Raw genomic sequence first — 19,319 nt, forward strand, 5'->3', positions numbered from 1 at the left:
TATGCAAGATTACAAGGGGGGAAATGGATGAAAAAGCTGTATTCTAAAGAAGAAAATAGTTGGATTATGTATGACTGGGCGAACTCAGCATATTCGATAATTATTACGTCCGCTGTCTTTCCAATCTTTTATAAATCAATGGCATCCTCCGCCGGGGTCAGTGACGTTAATTCGACAGCTTATTTAGGTTATACGATTGCAATCGCTACTTTTATTTTAGCTATGCTTAATCCGATTCTAGGAACAATTGCTGATTATCGAGGACTTAAGAAAAAGTTTTTTACTTTCTTTTTTGTAATGGGAGTGGCGTCCACTGCATTACTCGCATTTATCCCTGGAGAGCAATGGCAGCTATTATTAATATTTTATATGTTTTCAACAGTTGGTTTTATTGGTTCCATCGTTTTCTACGATGCCTTTCTCATAGATGTTACGACAGAGGATCGAATGAATCGTGTATCTGCTCGCGGGTATGGTTTGGGCTATATTGGGAGTACGATACCTTTTATTATCAGTATTGCAATCATTATTCTCGCCGATAATGAGATCATTCCAATTTCAGTAGGATTAGCTAGTAAAATTTCCTTCCTTATTACTGCTATTTGGTGGGGACTATTCACTATTCCCATGTTTAAAGATGTTCATCAGCGCTATTATATTGAACGCGAACCGAATCCCATTGTAAATAGCTTTAAGCGTCTTGGTGGAACATTTAAAGATATTCGGAAATATCGGACACTGTTTTTATTTTTACTCGCCTACTTTTTCTATATTGATGGGGTTGGAACGATTATTTCTATGGCCACTGCGTATGGTACTGATATGGGAATTAGCTCTACCAGCCTACTTATTATCTTATTCGCCACCCAAGTAGTGGCTGCCCCTTTTGCCATTTTGTATGGTAAGTTTTCAGATAAATTTGGCGCTAAAAAAATGCTATATGTCGGAATCATTGTTTATATCATCGTTTGCATATATGCCGTATTCATGAAAACAGCTCTTGATTTTTGGATACTAGCTATGTTGGTCGCCACTTCTCAAGGTGGTATTCAAGCGTTGAGCCGCTCCTACTATGCACAAATGATTCCGAAAGAAAAAGCGAATGAGTTTTTCGGATTTTATAATATTATAGGAAAATTCGCTTCGATTATGGGGCCGCTTTTATTGGGAGTCACTGCACAAATTACAGGACATACTTCATACGGAGTATTCAGTCTCGTCATTCTATTTATAATCGGGATAGTGATTCTTGCACGAGTCCCTGAACCTAAAGGTAATGCATCGGATCTTGGAAATACGAAGATTGTCTAATTAGATAAAGATAGGGACTCCTAGTCCCTATTTTTTGTATGGAACGATATTTTTAATTAGAAATTTATACTTCGTTAGAATCGCACACGAAATGGCATTGGGCATGACATAGAAAAGCAACTCGAAATCAATTAAGAATTGTATTCTTACTCTTTTACATTTAAATCAATTGTTTGTTTAGCAATTTGAGTCCTTTTTCTACTAACCAATCGTTTGATTAAACTTTTATCCCCTTTTTCCGTTTAATCAATCGTTTGGTTAACACTTTTGGTCTCTTTTATCTCATTCAAACATTCGTTTGATTAAACATTTGTCCTCCTGTGCAGCTTAATCAAACGTTTGTTTAGCAATTTTGGTCTTTTTATCCCATTCAAACAATCGTTTGATTAAACATTTTCCCCTCCTTTACAGTTTAATCAATCGTTTGTTTAGCAATTTTGGTCTTTTTACCCCATTCAAACAATCGTTTGATTAAACTTTTTCCCCTCCTTTGCAGTTTAATCAATCGTTTGTTTAGCAATTTTGGTCCCTACCTTACATTCAATTGTAACTATATGGGAGTGGAGAAACCTTATGTAGGAGTATGTTTAGAAGGAAGTAAAAAAATGCCTGTATGAGAAAGATATTTCATTAAAGAAAAATTAATTTGATCAAAATTTAAGATTCTAGTTTCTTCTAAACAAACGTTTGATTAATACAATGCTTCCTACGTAGCGGCGCCATGGCGTTTCATTGTAAAACTATTATTAAATAATTCAACTGTACACATTTATTATTTTGGGAAAGGAGAAGAATAGTTAATGACAACTATAGGATTCATTAGACATGGAATAACCGAATGGAATATGCTCGGAAAAGCTCAAGGAATTACGGATATACCTTTAAATCATATAGGAAAAGAAGAGGCATTGGCATTAGGAAATAGATTACTAAAAAAAGGGCATTGGGATTTCATTATCTCTAGTGATTTATCCCGAGCATATGAAACCGGCAAAATAATTGGGGATATATTAAACTTACCTGTTTGTCATGATAAGAGAATCCGTGAAATTGATTGTGGAGAGATCGAAGGAATGACCGAGGAAGAAAGGATTTGTGAATGTTAAACAAATTTCGCTTATAAACAAATCTCTGTTTTTAAAAATTATAGATCGTCCTAATTAAGAGTGAGATTATTGCGTCAGGGGATGCCTTGCAATTTTGCCAGTATTTATTTTCTTTTCATTTTCTTTCTTTTCTCCATTATCTTTTGATATTGTTTTTCGACTTTAGTTGTAGTCGGAATAAAGGGTTCCGTATTATAGTCAACTCGTTTACCATAACGAATCATCTCATATATGATCATCCCATTATTAGGCTTTCCATTAACAGTGAGCATAGGAACACTGTCAAAGAGTATATAATAAAAAGCATAAAAGATAAATCGACTCCAAAATATTTGAAAAGACTGTATCACTCCATTAGCTAAAAGGGCATTAATTAGCAAGGCAAAACAAAGATTTGTTAAAACCGGCCCCGCATAAATACTAATATATGCGAGCTTGCTTTCTCTTTTAATAGAATCATACGAAAACCAACTATATATATGGTAATATTTTCGAATATCAAAAATACCAAATTTAAAAATCCTCGGTCCTGATCCAATTGTTAATCTAGGGTTCCTCACACCGAATATTCCACTAGTAATGAGATAACCCAACTCTCTTAAAAATAGGACAACAGGAAGAATAATAAAGGCCGAAACAATTAGTCCAATTAAATCTTTAAACCCAAACATGAGTACTCCTTTCATTTATATTCTGTTTTATCATCCAAGTACCCTTTCAAACGTGGTTAAATCATTTTTGATTGATTAAATGAGAAAATAAGTGATATTAAAGTCGGAATATATAATCTCCCAAACAATAAAAAACTCGACCGGGTAATTAGGTCGAGTTTCACAAAAATATAGATGTTCTTGTTGGCATTATTCGAGGGGACCAGAAGTGCCCTTTTAACTATAAATTCGGTCTATCTCTTGAATTTCTTCTTCAGTTAAGTTAACTTCCAATGTTTTAAGATTATTTAATACTTGTTCTGGTCTTTTAGCGCCGGGGATAACTGTGTCAACGGCGTCTCTTGTTAAGTACCACGCTAATACGATATGCGCTATATCCACACCCTTCGTATCAGCTATTTTTCTAAGCTGATCCACTTTTTCTAGATTTTGAATAAATGCTTCCCCTTGGAAATGCGGCTTTCTTGCACGGGCATCTGTAATTTGAGAGTCTTGATTAAATTTACCTGTAAGTAAGCCGGAAGCTAGCGGGAAATACGGTACAAACGAAATGCTATTTTCTAACATGTAAGGAAACAATTCTTTTTCAGCCGAACGATTGAGGAGATTGTATTCACCTTGATACACATCAACATAACCATCGATATTGGCTTCCTTTAATTGTTCGATGGAAAAATTGGATACACCAATTGCCCGAATTTTCCCTTGATCTTTTAGCTCTTTTAAAACGCCGACCGCTTCAGCTTTTGGAGTATCTTCATCTGGAAAATGGATGTAATACAAATCAATATAATCCGTTTGTAGTCTGTTTAAGCTATCTTCAACAGATTTTCTCAAAAAGTTAGGAGAATTATCAACGACGACATCCTCTCCTTCAAAACGATGGGCACCTTTAGTAGCGATAATGGTTTCACTTCGTTTACCTGTTTCTTTTAATACTTCCCCAATGATTTCTTCTGATCTTCTCGGACCATATATAAAGGCTGTATCAAGGAAATCCAAACCATTTTGTACAGCAGTTCTAATAATATCTCTTCCTAGTTCACCATCTAAATCTGGATTTAAGCGAGCAGCTCCTACTGCATTCGTCCCAAGTCCAATCGGGTTCACATACAAATCTGTTTTTCCAAGACGTACTTTTTGAGCCATATGTATCTACTCCTTTATTAAATATTTTTCCTATATAAGCGTTTCGACAATGAGAAGTAAATTCCCTTTATATAATACTCTCATATATTTCGACTCCTCCCAAGTAATGTATCTTGGGAGGAGTTCTTCTATACTGCCTTCTGTGCAGTGGCTGCATTCATTTGCAGTTCATAATAAAATCCTTTTTGCTCCATAAGTTCATCATGGTTGCCTCTTTCGAAAATTTCCCCGTCTTTAATGACGAGAATCATGTCAGCTTCGCGAATGGTGCTGAGCCTGTGGGCAATAACAAAACTTGTACGTCCAACCATCAACGTTTTCATTGCCTCTTGAATTTGCCTTTCTGTCCTCGTATCAATGCTGCTCGTTGCTTCATCAAGAATTAAAATATCAGGGTCTGCCAATATGGCGCGGGCAATCGTTATAAGCTGGCGTTGGCCTTGGCTTAAATTGCCTCCGTCTGCCGATAATTTCGATTGATATCCTTCAGGCAACCTGCGAATAAAGCTATCCGCATTCGCCATTTTTGCTGCGTCTACCACTTCTTCAACAGTTGCATCCAAGCGACCATAACGAATATTTTCCATAACTGAACTACTGAATAAAAAGGCATCTTGTAAAACGATTCCTATTCGTTTGCGTAAACTGTTGCGATCCCACATTTTAATATCTGTGCCGTCCACTTTAATCCGACCTTCTTCAATATCATAAAAGCGTGTAAGCAAATTGACGATAGTTGTTTTTCCCGCACCAGTTGGACCTACGAGTGCAATATTCTGTCCCTTCTCCGCAGTAAAAGAGATGTTTTTCAGTACTGCTCTATCGTCTTTAGAGTAAGAAAAGGAAACATTTTCAAATGAGATAGAATGGTTGATATGTTGAAGTAATGGCAAATTTTCGCCTTCCTTATCTTCTTCTACCTCATCCATTACTTCAAAAATCCGTTCCGCACCTGCGATTGCTGCCTGCAATAAATTGAATTGGTTGGCAAGCTCGTTGATTGGTCTACTAAACTGTCTTGAATAATTCAAAAATGCAACTACGATACCAATCGTTACGATTCCCTTCAGAGCCATCCAGCCGCCAATTCCAGCAATGAGTCCAAAGCTTAAGTTATTCACAAAGTTCATGGATGGTCCCATTACACCTGCAAAAATTTGCGCCTTCTTGGCAACGTCCCTTAAAGCCAAGTTCTTTTCACGAAACTCCTCCAACGCTTTCTCTTCACGACGGTATACTTTTATCACTTTTTGCCCCGATACTGTTTCTTCAATATAGCCATTTAATGAACCTAGTTCTTTTTGTTGACTGCTGAAAAATTTCCGAGTGAACTTTGCTATATTTTTCGTTATCAAGAGTACTAGTGGAATAACGACCATGCTCACGATCGTTAACCATACATCCATCACAAGCATAAAAATGACGACTCCGACCAATGTCAACACACTATTTATAAACTGCGCCATACTTTGATTAAGAGTATTTGATACGGTATCCATGTCATTCGTCGTACGGCTCATCAATTCCCCATGTGCTGTTTTATCAAAATAAGGAATCGGAAGCTTCTGCAATTTATCAAATAAATCTCGGCGCATCTCTCGTACAGTATTTTGGGATACAGAGGCCATGACATGCATTTGCAACCACGAAAAAGCTGAACTTCCTATATATACAAAAAGTAAAACGAGGCACAGCCAAAGAAGTCCGTTGTAATTCCTAGGGATAATATATTTATCAATCGATATTCCAATTAAATATGGACCCATCAGCATAAGGACAGCACTAATGGTGGTAAAAATTGTAACGGCTATTAAACCAGCTTTTTGTTTGCGTAAATAATGCCATAATCGTTGCAATGTTTCTTTCGTATTTTTGGCTTTGACGACCGGACCTCTTGGCATGTGGCGGCCTGGACCGCCATGAAAACCAGGAGGAGGTCCTGCAGGCTGGCTTCTTTCCTTCGAATTAGGCATGGAGTACTTCCTCCTTTCGCTGTTGGGAAGCATAGATTTCTTGGTATATCGGACTATTTACTAGCAATTCATCATGTTTACCTTCGGCCACAATTTCTCCATTCTCTAACACAATAATACGATCCGCATCGACAACAGATGAAATACGCTGCGCGATGAAAATACAAGTACAGTCGCTCCAATTTGTTCGCAATGCTTTCTGGATGGCGATTTCAGTTTTAACATCAACAGCACTCGTACTATCATCCAATATTAAAACGGCAGGCTTTAATAAAAGTGCTCGAGCAATCGAGATCCTTTGTTTTTGTCCTCCGGATAAATTGACTCCGCGCTGGCCTAAAACAGTTTCGTAGCCGTTTGGCATCTTGCTAATAAACTCATGGGCCTGCGCTGCTCTTGCAGCTGCCACCACTTCTTCCATTGAAGCATCAGGCTTCCCAAAACTAATATTTTCATAGATTGTTCCGCTGAATAGAATCGTCTGTTGGAGGACGAGACCAATGTGTTTCCTAAGCTCTTCAAAAGGCAAATCCAACACATTTTTTCCGTCCAATAAAACAGAGCCTTCCGTCGGTTCATAAAGCCCGGGAATCAAATGGATGAGTGATGACTTACCTGTTCCAGCCGCCCCTAAAATAGCAACTCTTTCACCGCGTTTCGAGTCAAAACTAATATTCTTTAAAATGAGTTCCTGATCTTTTTCATATGAGAAGGAAACATTCCTAAACTCAATGTTGCCTTGAATATTTTTTAGCGGTTGAGCCTTCGGTATTTGTTTTTCAGGTTTAATATCCAATACTTCATTGACGCGATCGGCAGATGCCTTCGCCCGCGAAATGGACATCATAAGCATTGCAACCATTAGAAGAGAAAACAATACTTGAGTGACATAATTGATAAAAGCAACGAGGTCGCCAACCGGTAAGTGCCCTGCCCACGTTTGCCCAGCACCAAACCACAGGATGGCAACGATCGATAAATTCATGATCAACATCATGACCGGCATATTTAATGCCATAATTCGAAATGCTTTTATCGCAAAATCCGTGTATTCTGTGTTTTGTTTACTGAATTTCTTACGTTCAAAATCACCACGAACGAAGGCTTTGACTAATCTCATCCCGCGTAAATTTTCCTGCAAAACATTATTAACACCATCCAGCCTTTCCTGTACTTTTGAAAACATCGGAAATGCATAGCGTACGAGCAAATACAACGCTGTAAAAAGCAGTGGCATGGACACAACTAGTACCAACGCCAGCTTCGGACTAATGAGGATAACCATGATGGTACTTCCGATGATTAACAGAGGAGCACGTACGAATATTTTTAAAAGCATCTCGACAAATAATTGAAGCTGAGTGACATCATTCGTTAGTCTTGTGACAAGCTGCCCTCCCGAAAATCGGTCTAACTGCTTAAATGTAAAGGTTTGGACACGTTTATATAAGTCTTCACGTAAATCTGCGGCAAAATGGACGGAAGCAAAACTGGCAAAAACGGTACACCCAACACCCCCCAGTAACCCCATGAAGGCGATGAGCAGCATCCGAGCCCCTGTTGATTGTACAAGCGAGAGATCGCCTTTCATGATCCCTTCATCAATAATAGAAGCCATCAGCCTCGGCTGAAGCAAATCCATATAAACCTCAAGTATCATTAAAAGCGGTGCGAGCAAAACGAAAAACCAATGCGGTTTTAAATAAGGGCTTAACTTTCTCACATTTATTTCCCTCCAGTTGCAATCTCTTTATATAGCGAACCTAATTATTTATGATGCTTATCTTCAAACGCAGCGGAAAGATTAGACTTGAATCTTTCTAAAAGTTCCACTAACATTTGCTGTTCTTCTTTACTAAATTTTGAAAAAGGATCGGAAAGCAATTCGACGCCGGCGTTTGTAATCATTTCTAAATGATTCTTTCCTGCCTCGCTCAACATGACAATCTTCGTGCGTCCATCTTGTGGATCAGTCGTCCTTTGCACAAGACCTGCAAGCTCCATACGGTCAATCATTTGCGACATTGAACTCGAGCGGACTTCTAATTTATCCGCCAACTCGCCAATCGTGCAAGATCTTTTCCAAAGATGGCGTAAAATAAACCACTGTGTCTTTGTAATCCCTTGTGGAGAAGCTTGGTCACGGACATTTCGCTTTAACATTCTTCCCACATATTGAACTGCATCTACGAAACGTTCTAAATTTTCAGTTTCTTTCACTTATATTCACCTCATTTAAAAAAGATTATATAGCTATCCTAAATAAATTGCAAGCGTATTCTTTCACTTGAGTCTTGTTCAACTTTGAAGTTGATTTTAGCTCTGGCGCTCGCTTTCTGGCTTACCGAAAAGCAAAGGTGAACTCAGCACACGGCCAATGGCAACGCCTGCTCACCATCAACATAGTTATTAACATAACACTGAACTTTCACTTAATCTCTAGGCAAAGTGCCTGGCTACAACGAAACCAGGCACTAAACTTTAAAACACATTTTGTATTAAATAAATAATCAATGGCCCCATTAAAACAATAAAAATCGCTGGGAAAATAAAGAGCATCATTGGAAAAACCATTTTTACAGGCGCCTTCATTGCTTGCTCCCGCGCAAACTGCGTACGTTGTTCCCTTATTCTTTCCGTTAATGTGCGCAGGACCTTCGCCATCCCTACACCTAACATGTCAGCCTGGATCAAGGAAGTAATCACACCTTGAAACTGATGAACAGGAACACGGACTCTTAAATCCGAGAAAGCTTCCCTTCTTGATTTTCCAAGTTTCATATCCTCTAATGTTTGTAAAAATTCTTCCGACAGCGGTCCCTTCATCTGGTTACATACTTTAAAAAGAGAGGCATCCAATCCCATCCCTGCCTCTATGGATAAATTGACCATATCAAAGAAATCAGGCATCTTCTTTTGAATATCATGCCTGCGCTTTTTGATGATGACACTTAAATAAAAAGCTGGGTAATACATGCCAAGTGCAGCTACAATTCCCGCCAACAATGTGCTAGATAGAGGGTTTGCATCTGATTTAGTAAGCAATAAGTAAATAATAAAGAATAAAACTCCCCCTATGATGAACTGCAAAAATCGGAAATCGATTGGTGTTAGTTTTAATGGATATCCCGCCTCCCTTAACTTTTTTTCCAAGTCTTTTTTACGTGAAGAGGCCGTTTTTTTGTCAAGAAATTTCTTTATTTGATCACTAACCGTTTTCAAAAATAAAAATTTCGGTTCACTTTGCTTTTTTTGCTTTATTTCTTCCATTTCTTTCTTCGTATCAATACTAAAATAGTGATTGATTCTTTTTGAGACGATGATTTCTTTTTTAAATAAAAGACTCAGAATGCCCCCAATGACTAAAGTGAAAAATAGAGAACTAAATAGGATAAAATATATCGTAACCACATTTACACCTCAATGTGTACTATCTTTTTTATAAATAACCACCCTAGCAATATATTAAGGCATCCGACAATCACCATTGCCCAGCCTAAAGGATGTGAGAACAACATTTGAAAATACTCTGGATTTACGAGTTTAATATAAAAAGCTAAGGCTACAGGCAGAATAGTAATAACGACTGCTGACATTCTTCCTTGCGCCGTTAATGTTTTTACCTCTTCCTTTACTCTTGTACGGTCGATAATTGTTTCCTGCATCGTCTCCATTAAATATGCCAAATTTCCGCCGCTCTGCCGTTGAATAAGCAATGTATTTAAGACGAGATCCAACTCTTTATCCGGAAGCCTTTCTAATAAACTTTGAAAAGCGTCCTCGATAGGAATCCCATAATTAATATCCTGCAAGGCTTTCGTGAATTCTGGACCCAGCGGATCTTCGATTTCACTTGCCACCATCTTCATGGCCTGCATAAAGCTAAACCCTGCCCGTAACGCATTAGCCATTGTGCCTAAGGCTGATCCAAGCTGTTCTGAACATTTTTGCAGTCGTTTTTTCCGTTTATTTTTTATATATATGGTAGGCAAGTAAAAGCCAACAATTCCGCAAACTAAAATGACGAGCATATGAAAATCGCGGACATAACCAAAAAACATACATAATAGCCCTACAAGAAACCTACCTATAATTAATTCACCAGGTGTCAGTTTTACCCCGGATTGTATAAGGAGATGTTCTTGTTTGGAAAGATTAAAAACAGTCTCAATTCCTTTTGCCGCTGCGATAATTATGGCATTCTTTTTTCGCCTCGGAGTCTCTTTTTTCTTCTCTGTCTCGGCTTGGTTTAGTGTGAAGACATATTTTCTTAGTCTTTTTTCATATTTTCCTTTTTCAAAAATAAGAGAAAGCAATAGTTTAAAGAGGACTGTACAAATAATGAAAGTGATGGCAATGATCAGTGGGAGTAAATCTTTCATCTACCATTCCCCCTTAAACAGAGGCCGTACATTGTGTCCGGCTAACTCCAGTTGTTCCACACAATGCGGAATAATTCCTGTAGACACGAATTTCCCAATAACTTTTCCAGTGTTCGGATTGTGTTGTTCACTATAGACAAAAATATCCTGGAGCGTAATGATGTCCCCCTCTAAGCCTTGGACCTCGGTAATTTTAGTGATCTTTCTTGAGCCATCTTTTAATCGAGATTGTTGGACGATGAGATTGAGCGCGCCGGATATTTGTTCGCGGATCGCTCTTACTGGTAAATCAAATCCTGACATTAACACCATTGTTTCAAGTCTTGCCAGCATATCCCTAGGTGAGTTCGCGTGGCCCGTCCCAAGGCTTCCATCGTGTCCTGTATTCATCGCTTGAAGCATATCGAGCGCTTCCGCACTTCGAACTTCTCCGACGATAATACGATCTGGCCGCATCCGCAGTGAATTTCGCACAAGATCTCGGATTGTAATCTCTCCCTGCCCTTCAATATTTTGAGGACGAGATTCTAGTGATACAACATGATCCTGAGAAAGCTTCAATTCTGCAGCATCCTCGATCGTTACGATTCTTTCATTTCTTGGAATGAATGATGAAAGAACATTTAGCGTACTCGTCTTCCCGGACCCAGTTCCTCCACTTATAAAAATATTTAACTTTGATTCTACTGCTGTTTTTAAAAAGTTGGCCATATTTTCACTTAGCGTGCCCATTCGCAATAAGTCGTATATCGTGAAAGGAGTATCCGAAAATTTCCGGATTGTAACTGTTGGTCCATTCAAAGCCAGTGGCGGTATAATAGCATTCACACGGGACCCGTCAGGTAACCTCGCATCGACCATTGGAACACTTTCATCAATTCGCCTTCCGAGTGGCGATACAATCTTTTCGATTACTCTCAATACATGCATATTATCACGAAAATGAATCTCTGTTTTTTCAATTTTTCCGTTTACTTCTATATAAACGTCGTTCGGTCCGTTGACCATGACTTCCGTAACCCTTGGATCAGCCAAAAGAGGGGATATCGGGCCAAAACCAGTCAACTCGTGAGAAATATCGCTCATTAATTGCTTTTTTTCCTCAAATGTAAGCTGTTCCCCTTCTCTTTCTAAAAAATCATTTGCAAGCGCTTCGATTAAAAGATCCATGTCCTTATCTTGGTTCTCAGGCTTTTTTATTTCATCAACGAGATGATTATGGAGTTTGACCTCTAAATCAGTTAACTTTGAAAAGGACCTCGCTTTAATAAAACTTTCCTTTCGTTCTTTAACCTCCTGAGTAGGACCGCCCAATCTTGTCAGTAAAGACATTATGCATGCCCCCCAGCTTGGACTAGTTTTCTTGCCTTTTGCTTCTTCGCTCCAATTCGTACTTCTGGTTTTACTAAAGATTCCGCTATTTTACGAAAGTTCTTTGCAAGTTTTGATCTTGGGTATAAGTAAAAGAGTGGTTGCCCTTCGTTGACGGAAGCAATCATTTTTTTCTCCATTGTAGGGAGAGCAGCGAATATTTTTTTGCCGACTACTTTTTCAACTGTCGCTGACGTGATTCCCTTTACTTTCATTTGTCTGTTTAATATTAGCTTCGTCCGCTCCACTAATTGAAGTGATTCTAATGTTTCGATAAGCATTTTACTATTTTTGAGTGTTGGTAAATCGAAATACGTCATAACAAGAATTTCATCCGAATTCTCCAATGCGACAATCACATTTTCATCCATATGGCATGACACATCGATAATAACGATATCATATTGTTTTTTTAATACATGAATCGCCTTTCTGACATGGTTGCCTGTAATGACTTCCGCAAACTCCGGACGTTGTGGGGCTGCTAAAATAGAAATTCCATTTTTAAACGGCGTCAAAAAGTTATCAATTTGTAGTCCTTCCAGATCTTCTTTTATCCAATCATAGATTGTCAGTTTCGGCTTCACATCCATAAACATGGCGATATCCCCGAATTGCAGGTCTAAATCAATGACTGCTACTTTTTCGAATTTCTTACCGAAAGAAGCAGCCAAATTTACCGCGACGGTCGTTTTTCCAACTCCCCCCTTGGTACTTGCGACCGTAATAACCTTTGCATTTTTTTCATCTCTGGTTACAGGAAACGGACGGTTAAACTCTCTATTCGAAATAGCAAGCTGAATATCTTCTTTGATTTTCGCTAAAGAAGAGGTAAGAAAAATAACATCCGCTGCCCCCGCTCTCAACACTTGTTTCATATCAGGATCACGTTCTGAAGGAAACACGAATAACACGGTCGATTGTGGGAAACGTTGAGTAACATTTCGGCACAATGCATAAACATCGTAATGATCTGAGGGAGGTAAGACTACAATCCCATTGTCTGAAGATTTCAGTAGGTCGAATAACTTGTATTCATTTGTAGCCCATCCGACTTCGCAACCAAGACTGATAGAAACCTCTTCTAGCTTTGAAATTACTTCATCATTTTCAGCCATCGAAAAAATCTTCACCATTATCTAAACACCCCTTCGTGTAAATCATCCTCATGGACATGTGTATGTTCAGGTTCAACCTTGTCATCGCCCTTACTTCTAAGCATTAAATACAAGTCATAATTTGTAGCGAATCCCAAAGCAAGTCCTTCTTTCGGAGTCACTTCAATCGTAACCATTTGGTATCTTTTCATCGTTTCTTCGTCGTCTGCAGCATGTCCAATTGCTACGATCTTTACATTTTGTAAAAGAAGGGTCGCGGCATCATGTTGCCTTTCTTTATATTCCTCTGGTACCTTCATGACTGCAACAACATCTACAAAAGAACCGGGGGTAATAAAACCCGCGACCCCTTGTGGATCTTCTACCTTTATACTGATTGCCCGATTACCACTAGTAATCGGAATCAATTCATTCTTAAAAGGTTCCTCTTGTCCTATCACTGCAACTTCCGGCTCTTCCTTTTTCTTTGCATCCGCAACTTCAGTAGAAGCTGGGGGTGCCGATTTTTTAGGTTCGCCATTGACCATCATAAACATCATTAAAGTAGCTAGAACGCCAAAAACCATCGCAAACAGCCAAATTTTCTTTGTATTCATAAGAACCTCCCATCTGTACTCTTCATGTACTAATCAACCAGCTTTACGCCGTAAAGACCGTATTCATAGCCACTACCAGGTTCTCCAACTTCTCCCGCAGTGACCGTATTGATAAAATGTCCTATGATACTTTTATCCTTATAATCTTCCACCCAAAAAGAAGCCAAACCCTCTACTTTAACTTTATCCCGCCCTTTAACAGCTTCCCAGGAATCAATAATGACTATATATATGACCCGTTTACAGGAGTTGTCTGCAGTAGAAGCCGATTGACAATGGGGTTTGTCTTTATCACTTTTAATAAGGTCATCAATTGCCTGTCCAATCGGTCCATTCATCTTACCTGGTTCGGTTCCCAGCTCAACCTCCGAGTCTACTGAATATTCCTTTCCCTCTGTTAGTGCTTTTTTCACAGCTGGTGCTCCAGTCCCATCAACACTAAGAAAGCCGCAATTTCCAGGGCTATTATTATCTGAATTGTTTTGTTCATTCCCTGTACATGTAAGCTTTGTTCCGTTAGGAACTGAATTTTTCTCTACTGCTATTGGTGCTATACCTTTAGCTGATTTTAATGGACCAACAATCGCCTTTGCAGATGCCGAAACAGTTGCTTGATTAAACCCAATTAGTTTTGCAAAGGTGAGTTGTTTATTTACTGTTTTATCTATTTTTACGAAACTTTCTTCAGTTGTCACATCATCGTCTGTCACCGTAAAATATCTTTTACCACTTTTTGGGTTTTCGCCATTTTTATTAGTAATTTTAATTGCGATATCTTTTGCTTTTGTTTCGGAGTCTATTAATACTTGCGCCCCTCCTAGCACACCAGCATCAAGTGCCTTCTGAAGACGACTTTTTTCATAATAAAGACTACCAACATCAACGACAAATGCAGTGAAGCCAATGAGCATGAACATGCCAAGAGCAACGAGAATCATCGCCACGCCTCTTTGTTCTTTTAAAATCCTTGCAATCATCTGAACTACCTTTTTCATTACTCCACCCTCATGACTGTTTTATTTTCTAAATCAATGTTTTTTACGGTTTGACCAAGGATCGGTGTAATTAGATTAACAGTGTAAGTCAGTGTAATAGTCACATCATCTCCACTTTTTCGAATTGCCTTGGAAGGGAAAATATTACTATTTACGCCGCTTCCAAGACTAGTAGTAGAACTGGCAATTTTATTCTCTATTTCACCATCCTCTTTTCCAATTGCTGCAGATCTTGCCGCTTCCCTGCCTGCATGATCGAGTGTTAAATATGCGTGAAAAATCCTTCCAAAATCTACAATTCCAAAAAGTAACATAATTAATATAGGAAGAATTAAAGCGGTTTCTACCAAAGATTGACCTTTTTGCGATTTCATATGTAGATCACCTTCAAAAGCGTTAAGAAAGAACCGATAGCAATTGGAATTGCGTATGGAATGGAAACTGATTTTGTATCACTAGTAAATTGAAGTGATCCTTTCGTACCCTTTAAGAAAAGGACCGAGAACAACATGCTTTTAAGAGTAAAACCGAGCTTCTTGTTCTTAAGTAATATAAAAATAGAAATAAGTCCTCCAATTACTCCAGCAAATAAACCTGTATATAGAACGAACATTGTTCCTTTCCAAGCTCCAATAGCGGCAAGCAATTTAACATCCCCAGCTCCTACTCCTCCCATTAGAAATGGAATAAGTAACAGCCCTAACCCTACTAAGAACCCTAGACCGCTGAATGACAAACCTTGGAAACCGGATGTAAATGTGTGATAGATGAGAGCAACTAGAATGGCTGGCAGAGTAACGATATTTAATATTTTTCTACTCCGTAGATCTGTAATGATGGAAATTGTGAGGATAAGAATAAGTGCTATATTTGACATATAGATTCTCCTTTATTATGAAAATGAGCCCCGCCGGAGCAGGGCTATTGAATATTTCATAGAATTACAGATTTTCGTTTATTATTTTGGTGCTGTTCCTCCTAATGCAGTTAAAATTTGATCAAAAATTATCTTTAACTGAGGTCCAATAAGAAGCAAAGTTGCAATAACCGCAATCGAAATTAGCCCTACCAACAACCCATACTCCGTCAAAGCTTGTCCTTCTTCTTCCTTGAAAAGCCTCATTACTTGATTCATCATTGTTTACTTCCTCCTAAAAAATAGTTTTTGTTTTGGTTCTCTATTAAGAACTTAATTGTAGTATATAGTGAACAAAGATAAATGAAAATAGTCAAATTTGTCCATTCGTTCTATATAATGAACATTTATCTTTTATTATCTCTATATTTCTCGTTTTTCCTCACTATTTCATATTTTTTAAAGAACGATATGTTCTTTATAATGAAAACACAGAATAGATCAAAAGGAGTGAGCGATTTGCTAGGAAAAGAAGTTCATTTGCCATTAACGATTCATAGAGCGGATACTTCGTGGAAACGCTTGAAAGGTTTATTATTTTACAAAGAACCAATAAAGGAGGAAGGTCTTCTTATTACACCATGCAATTCAATTCATATGTTTTTTATGAGATTTTCCATTGATGTGGTGTTTCTGGATCAGGCGAACAAAGTAGTAAAAGTGGTTTCTAGTTTGCAACCGTGGAAAATGATCCCACCTGTTCGCAACGCCTATACAACTTTGGAATTACCTACAGGGACGATTGTAAAACAACATATTTCTGTAGGAGATACGATTTCGTTATAAATGAACAATAAAAGCGGATGTTGGCTATTATTCAACATCCGCTTTCTATATTAATTTTCCGATTTTCCCTTATGCTTGTAATGCGAAACTACTTTTCCATCACCTAATTGAATCCAGCTATCAAACTCGCGTTTTCCTTCATATAATTGGATAACACGTCCTCCACGCTCTAGTCCACCATACACATTATACCCAGTAGAACGACCGTAGCATAAGGAGATTCCATAGAGCTCTCCGCAAAAATCGTTATCATGGTCATGTCCGACAAATGTCCCCATAACATCTCTTGCTTCTAGCATGGCGGTAAATAATCCACTATTGATTTTCGGTGAGCAAATCATCTCATTTTTTATCCCGGACATTTTACCATATTTAAAAACATTATTGTATTCAGGTAAAGGAATATGAAAGAATGCCAATGCTGGAAGAGGATTTTCATTTTCTCTTAAATACTTTTTAGATTCTTCCACAAACCATTGAACTTGATCAAGGTGGATCCACTCATATCCACCTATATGTGCAGGGGCATAAGCACCAGAGTCCATAAAATATAAAACAGATTCTACTATATCATTTTTCGATGATTGAATAGGTAAAGAATAATTACCTACCCCATGAATGTGAGCAGGACCTGCCTGTGCCAATGAATTTGCATAGTCCTCTTGAATCTTAAATAATTCTTCCCTCGTAATATTGGCTTCAGAGTCATGATTCCCGTACACAATCGCAAAAGGAATATTCCTCTTATCGATATGGTCAAGTACTCTTCGATATGATTTTTCAGGCTGATCGACACCTTCACTCCAAATCAAATCACCAGTAACCGCAATTAAATCTGGCATTTCAGCTTCTATGACTTTATCAATTACATTAAATGTCTTGATATCCTCCGCTTTTTCTACATCCCCACCAATATGTAAATCTGTCAACTGAAGAATTTTAAATGTACCATCTTCCCGAAATTTCAATTGTTCTGCCATAGTTGTCCCCCTCATTATATGTTCAAAATCCTAGCCATTGTATTGTATGGGCTCTTCGCCTTTTCGATGTTCTTTTAACAAAAAGAAGAAAGCCTAATAGGAAACTCGTAATCTATTTTTAATGGTGGATATTTTTACAACTGTTCAATCTATACTGCTCTTAATATAAGTGGCTGGATATTCATGCTAACCCGGCTGCAACCGCCCGCCCAGCCACTCTTCCTGTAAAAAGGCATCCTCCTAAGAACGTTCCTTCCAACGCTCGATAGCCATGTACTCCCCCACCTCCAAAGCCCGCTACTTCTCCAGCGGCATAAAGTCCAGGAATTGGATTTCCAACACCATCAAGAACACGTCCCGACAAATCCGTTTGCAAACCACCTAGCGTTTTTCTACTAAGAATATTTAGTCTGACTGCAATGAGAGGACCATTTTTCGGATCAAGGATTTTATGTGGCTTGGCGACCCGAATTAACTTATCTCCTAAATAGTTGCGGGCTCCCCTTAAAGCCGTTATTTGTAGATCTTTTGTAAAAGCATTATCTATTTCTCGATCTCTCGCTTTTATTTGCCGTTCAATTTCTTCATATCTTAATAGTTTCTCATCAGTTAATTGATTCATCCCAGCTACAAGCTCTTTTAACGTATTCGCCACTACAAAATCCTCACCTTTATCCATAAAAGCTTGAACAGGCGGCGGTGCTCCCGGCAAAACTCTTGCAAATAACTTTCTAATGCTTTTTTCCGTTAAATCCGGATTTTGCTCCGAACCTGACAAAGCAAATTCTCGTTCAATGATTTTTTGCGTCAAAATAAACCATGAATAATCGTATCCCGTTTTTTGTATCGCTTCTAATGTTCCCAATGTATCAAATCCTGGAAAATTAGGAGCATGGAAGCGACGACCTTTTGCGTCAAGCCACAACGAAGATGGACCGGGGAGAATTCGAATTCCGTGATTTTTCCATATTGGATTCCAATTTTGAATTCCTTCGGTATAATGCCACATTCGGTCTCGATTGACGATTCGGCCACCCGCTTGTTCCGTAATAGCAAGCATTCTGCCATCGACATGGACAGGCACACCAGAAATCATACGTTGAGGTGGATTCCCTAGTCGTTTTGGCCAGTTTTTGCGAATAAGCTCATGATTTCCTCCAATTCCTCCACTTGTAACTAAAATTGCCTCAGCCCGATATTCAAAGTCTCCGATAACCTCTCTAGAACTTTCTTCACCCCGTGAAATCGAACTAGGTATGAGGATCGAACCGGCCACTCCTTCACACTTACCATTCTGCTGAATGATGCGGTCCACTCTATGACGCGGCAAATACTCAACTAGTCCACTTTTCATATGTTCTCTGACTCTTCTTTCAAACGGGGCAACAATTCCTGGGCCTGTCCCCCATACGATATGAAATCTTGGTACAGAATTTCCGTGTCCTTCTGCAAGATAACCACCACGTTCTGCCCATCCTACAATAGGAAAAAAGCGAACACCCATCTCGTGCAACCACGCTCGCTTCTCTCCCGCAGCAAAATCAACATACGCTTCAGCCCATTTTCGCCCCCAAAAATCCTCATCTTCTTCCCTATCAAAACCAGCGGAACCTAACCAGTCTTGCCACGCCAATTCCTTGCAATCTTTTATCCCCATCCTTCGCTGTTCAGGTGAATCGACCAAAAATAAGCCCCCAAAGCTCCACCAGGCTTGTCCGCCCAATGATGCCTCCGGCTCTTGATCCAATAACAGGACTTTTTTTCCCGCATCCGCCAACTCAGCTGCAGCTGTTAATCCCGCAAGCCCCGCACCTACTACGAGAACATCATGATTCATATTTAAACCTCCTATTCTTTAATTTACTGTCTTATCGGCTTCTAAGTAGAGAGATAAAAACCAAAATTTGTATTTTTATTCTACTATTTGTCGAAAAATGGTAGAATGATATCATAACGATTAAGGGG

The 19,319-nt window shown here is 38.7% G+C and carries 19 protein-coding genes; 3 read left to right on the top strand and 16 right to left on the bottom strand.

All coding sequences use genetic code 11. From position 1 onward, the window contains the following. Positions 1-27 precede the first annotated feature (27 nt). Both KHA97_RS13785 and KHA97_RS13790 read left to right on the top strand, forming a co-directional pair. On the top strand, positions 28-1,311 hold the full coding sequence (locus tag KHA97_RS13785) for an MFS transporter (RefSeq protein WP_213125289.1): 1,284 nt from the start codon (positions 28-30) through the stop codon (positions 1,309-1,311). Positions 1,312-2,111: 800 nt separating this feature from the next. After that, the gene (locus KHA97_RS13790; RefSeq protein WP_213125290.1) at positions 2,112-2,417 is read left to right on the top strand and encodes a histidine phosphatase family protein; all 306 of its coding nucleotides are present in this window, start codon (positions 2,112-2,114) and stop codon (positions 2,415-2,417) included. Positions 2,418-2,521: 104 nt separating this feature from the next. On the opposite strand, the gene KHA97_RS13795 is transcribed toward KHA97_RS13790, so the two are convergent. From KHA97_RS13795 to KHA97_RS13860, 14 genes are all read right to left on the bottom strand, one after another. Beyond that, positions 2,522-3,088: a zinc metalloprotease gene (locus KHA97_RS13795; RefSeq protein ID WP_213125291.1), complete on the bottom strand. Its 567-nt coding sequence runs from the start codon at positions 3,086-3,088 to the stop codon at positions 2,522-2,524. A 216-nt stretch (positions 3,089-3,304) separates the two neighbouring features. Beyond that, a complete protein-coding gene (locus tag KHA97_RS13800; protein WP_213125292.1) occupies positions 3,305-4,237 on the bottom strand; it encodes an aldo/keto reductase in 933 nt (310 codons plus the stop codon). A 128-nt stretch (positions 4,238-4,365) separates the two neighbouring features. Then, positions 4,366-6,210: an ABC transporter ATP-binding protein gene (locus tag KHA97_RS13805; RefSeq protein ID WP_213125293.1), complete on the bottom strand. Its 1,845-nt coding sequence runs from the start codon at positions 6,208-6,210 to the stop codon at positions 4,366-4,368. Further along, positions 6,203-7,933 carry an ABC transporter ATP-binding protein gene (locus KHA97_RS13810; protein WP_213125294.1) on the bottom strand — a complete coding sequence of 577 codons (1,731 nt, stop codon included), beginning with the start codon at positions 7,931-7,933 and terminating at the stop codon, positions 6,203-6,205. Before KHA97_RS13810 ends, KHA97_RS13805 begins: the two co-directional genes overlap by 8 nt. Positions 7,934-7,977: 44 nt before the next feature. Beyond that, positions 7,978-8,430: a MarR family winged helix-turn-helix transcriptional regulator gene (locus tag KHA97_RS13815; protein ID WP_213125295.1), complete on the bottom strand. Its 453-nt coding sequence runs from the start codon at positions 8,428-8,430 to the stop codon at positions 7,978-7,980. Positions 8,431-8,691: 261 nt separating this feature from the next. Continuing rightward, entirely contained in the window at positions 8,692-9,621 is a 930-nt protein-coding gene (locus tag KHA97_RS24470; protein ID WP_213125296.1) for a type II secretion system F family protein, read from the bottom strand. A 2-nt stretch (positions 9,622-9,623) separates the two neighbouring features. After that, entirely contained in the window at positions 9,624-10,592 is a 969-nt protein-coding gene (locus KHA97_RS13825; protein WP_213125297.1) for a type II secretion system F family protein, read from the bottom strand. After that, on the bottom strand, positions 10,593-11,924 hold the full coding sequence (locus KHA97_RS13830; RefSeq protein WP_213125298.1) for a CpaF family protein: 1,332 nt from the start codon (positions 11,922-11,924) through the stop codon (positions 10,593-10,595). Then, entirely contained in the window at positions 11,924-13,099 is a 1,176-nt protein-coding gene (locus tag KHA97_RS13835; protein WP_213125299.1) for an AAA family ATPase, read from the bottom strand. The genes KHA97_RS13830 and KHA97_RS13835 overlap by 1 nt, the downstream gene beginning before the upstream one ends. Then, positions 13,099-13,677, bottom strand: a complete 579-nt coding sequence (cpaB, locus tag KHA97_RS13840; protein WP_213125300.1) for a Flp pilus assembly protein CpaB — start codon at positions 13,675-13,677, stop codon at positions 13,099-13,101. The genes KHA97_RS13835 and cpaB overlap by 1 nt, the downstream gene beginning before the upstream one ends. Before the next feature lie 29 nt (positions 13,678-13,706). After that, on the bottom strand, positions 13,707-14,672 hold the full coding sequence (locus KHA97_RS13845; protein WP_213125301.1) for a TadE/TadG family type IV pilus assembly protein: 966 nt from the start codon (positions 14,670-14,672) through the stop codon (positions 13,707-13,709). Beyond that, positions 14,672-15,046, bottom strand: coding sequence for a TadE/TadG family type IV pilus assembly protein (locus tag KHA97_RS13850; RefSeq protein ID WP_213125302.1), 375 nt, complete (start codon positions 15,044-15,046; stop codon positions 14,672-14,674). The genes KHA97_RS13845 and KHA97_RS13850 overlap by 1 nt, the downstream gene beginning before the upstream one ends. Continuing rightward, entirely contained in the window at positions 15,043-15,549 is a 507-nt protein-coding gene (locus tag KHA97_RS13855) for an A24 family peptidase (RefSeq protein ID WP_213125303.1), read from the bottom strand. Before KHA97_RS13855 ends, KHA97_RS13850 begins: the two co-directional genes overlap by 4 nt. Positions 15,550-15,630: 81 nt before the next feature. Further along, positions 15,631-15,810 carry a Flp family type IVb pilin gene (locus KHA97_RS13860; protein ID WP_213125304.1) on the bottom strand — a complete coding sequence of 60 codons (180 nt, stop codon included), beginning with the start codon at positions 15,808-15,810 and terminating at the stop codon, positions 15,631-15,633. A gap of 237 nt (positions 15,811-16,047) precedes the next feature. On the opposite strand from KHA97_RS13860, the gene KHA97_RS13865 reads away from it, so the two are divergent. Next, positions 16,048-16,374, top strand: a complete 327-nt coding sequence (locus KHA97_RS13865; protein WP_213125305.1) for a DUF192 domain-containing protein — start codon at positions 16,048-16,050, stop codon at positions 16,372-16,374. A 50-nt stretch (positions 16,375-16,424) separates the two neighbouring features. On the opposite strand, the gene KHA97_RS13870 is transcribed toward KHA97_RS13865, so the two are convergent. Both KHA97_RS13870 and KHA97_RS13875 read right to left on the bottom strand, forming a co-directional pair. Further along, on the bottom strand, positions 16,425-17,354 hold the full coding sequence (locus tag KHA97_RS13870; protein ID WP_213125306.1) for a metallophosphoesterase family protein: 930 nt from the start codon (positions 17,352-17,354) through the stop codon (positions 16,425-16,427). A gap of 181 nt (positions 17,355-17,535) precedes the next feature. Next, complete coding sequence (locus KHA97_RS13875) at positions 17,536-19,191, bottom strand: FAD-binding dehydrogenase (RefSeq protein WP_213125307.1); 1,656 nt, start codon at positions 19,189-19,191, stop codon at positions 17,536-17,538. Positions 19,192-19,319: the final 128 nt, after the last annotated feature.

This window comes from Lederbergia citri, assembly GCF_018343625.1.
Classification (GTDB): domain Bacteria; phylum Bacillota; class Bacilli; order Bacillales; family Bacillaceae_C; genus Lederbergia; species Lederbergia citri.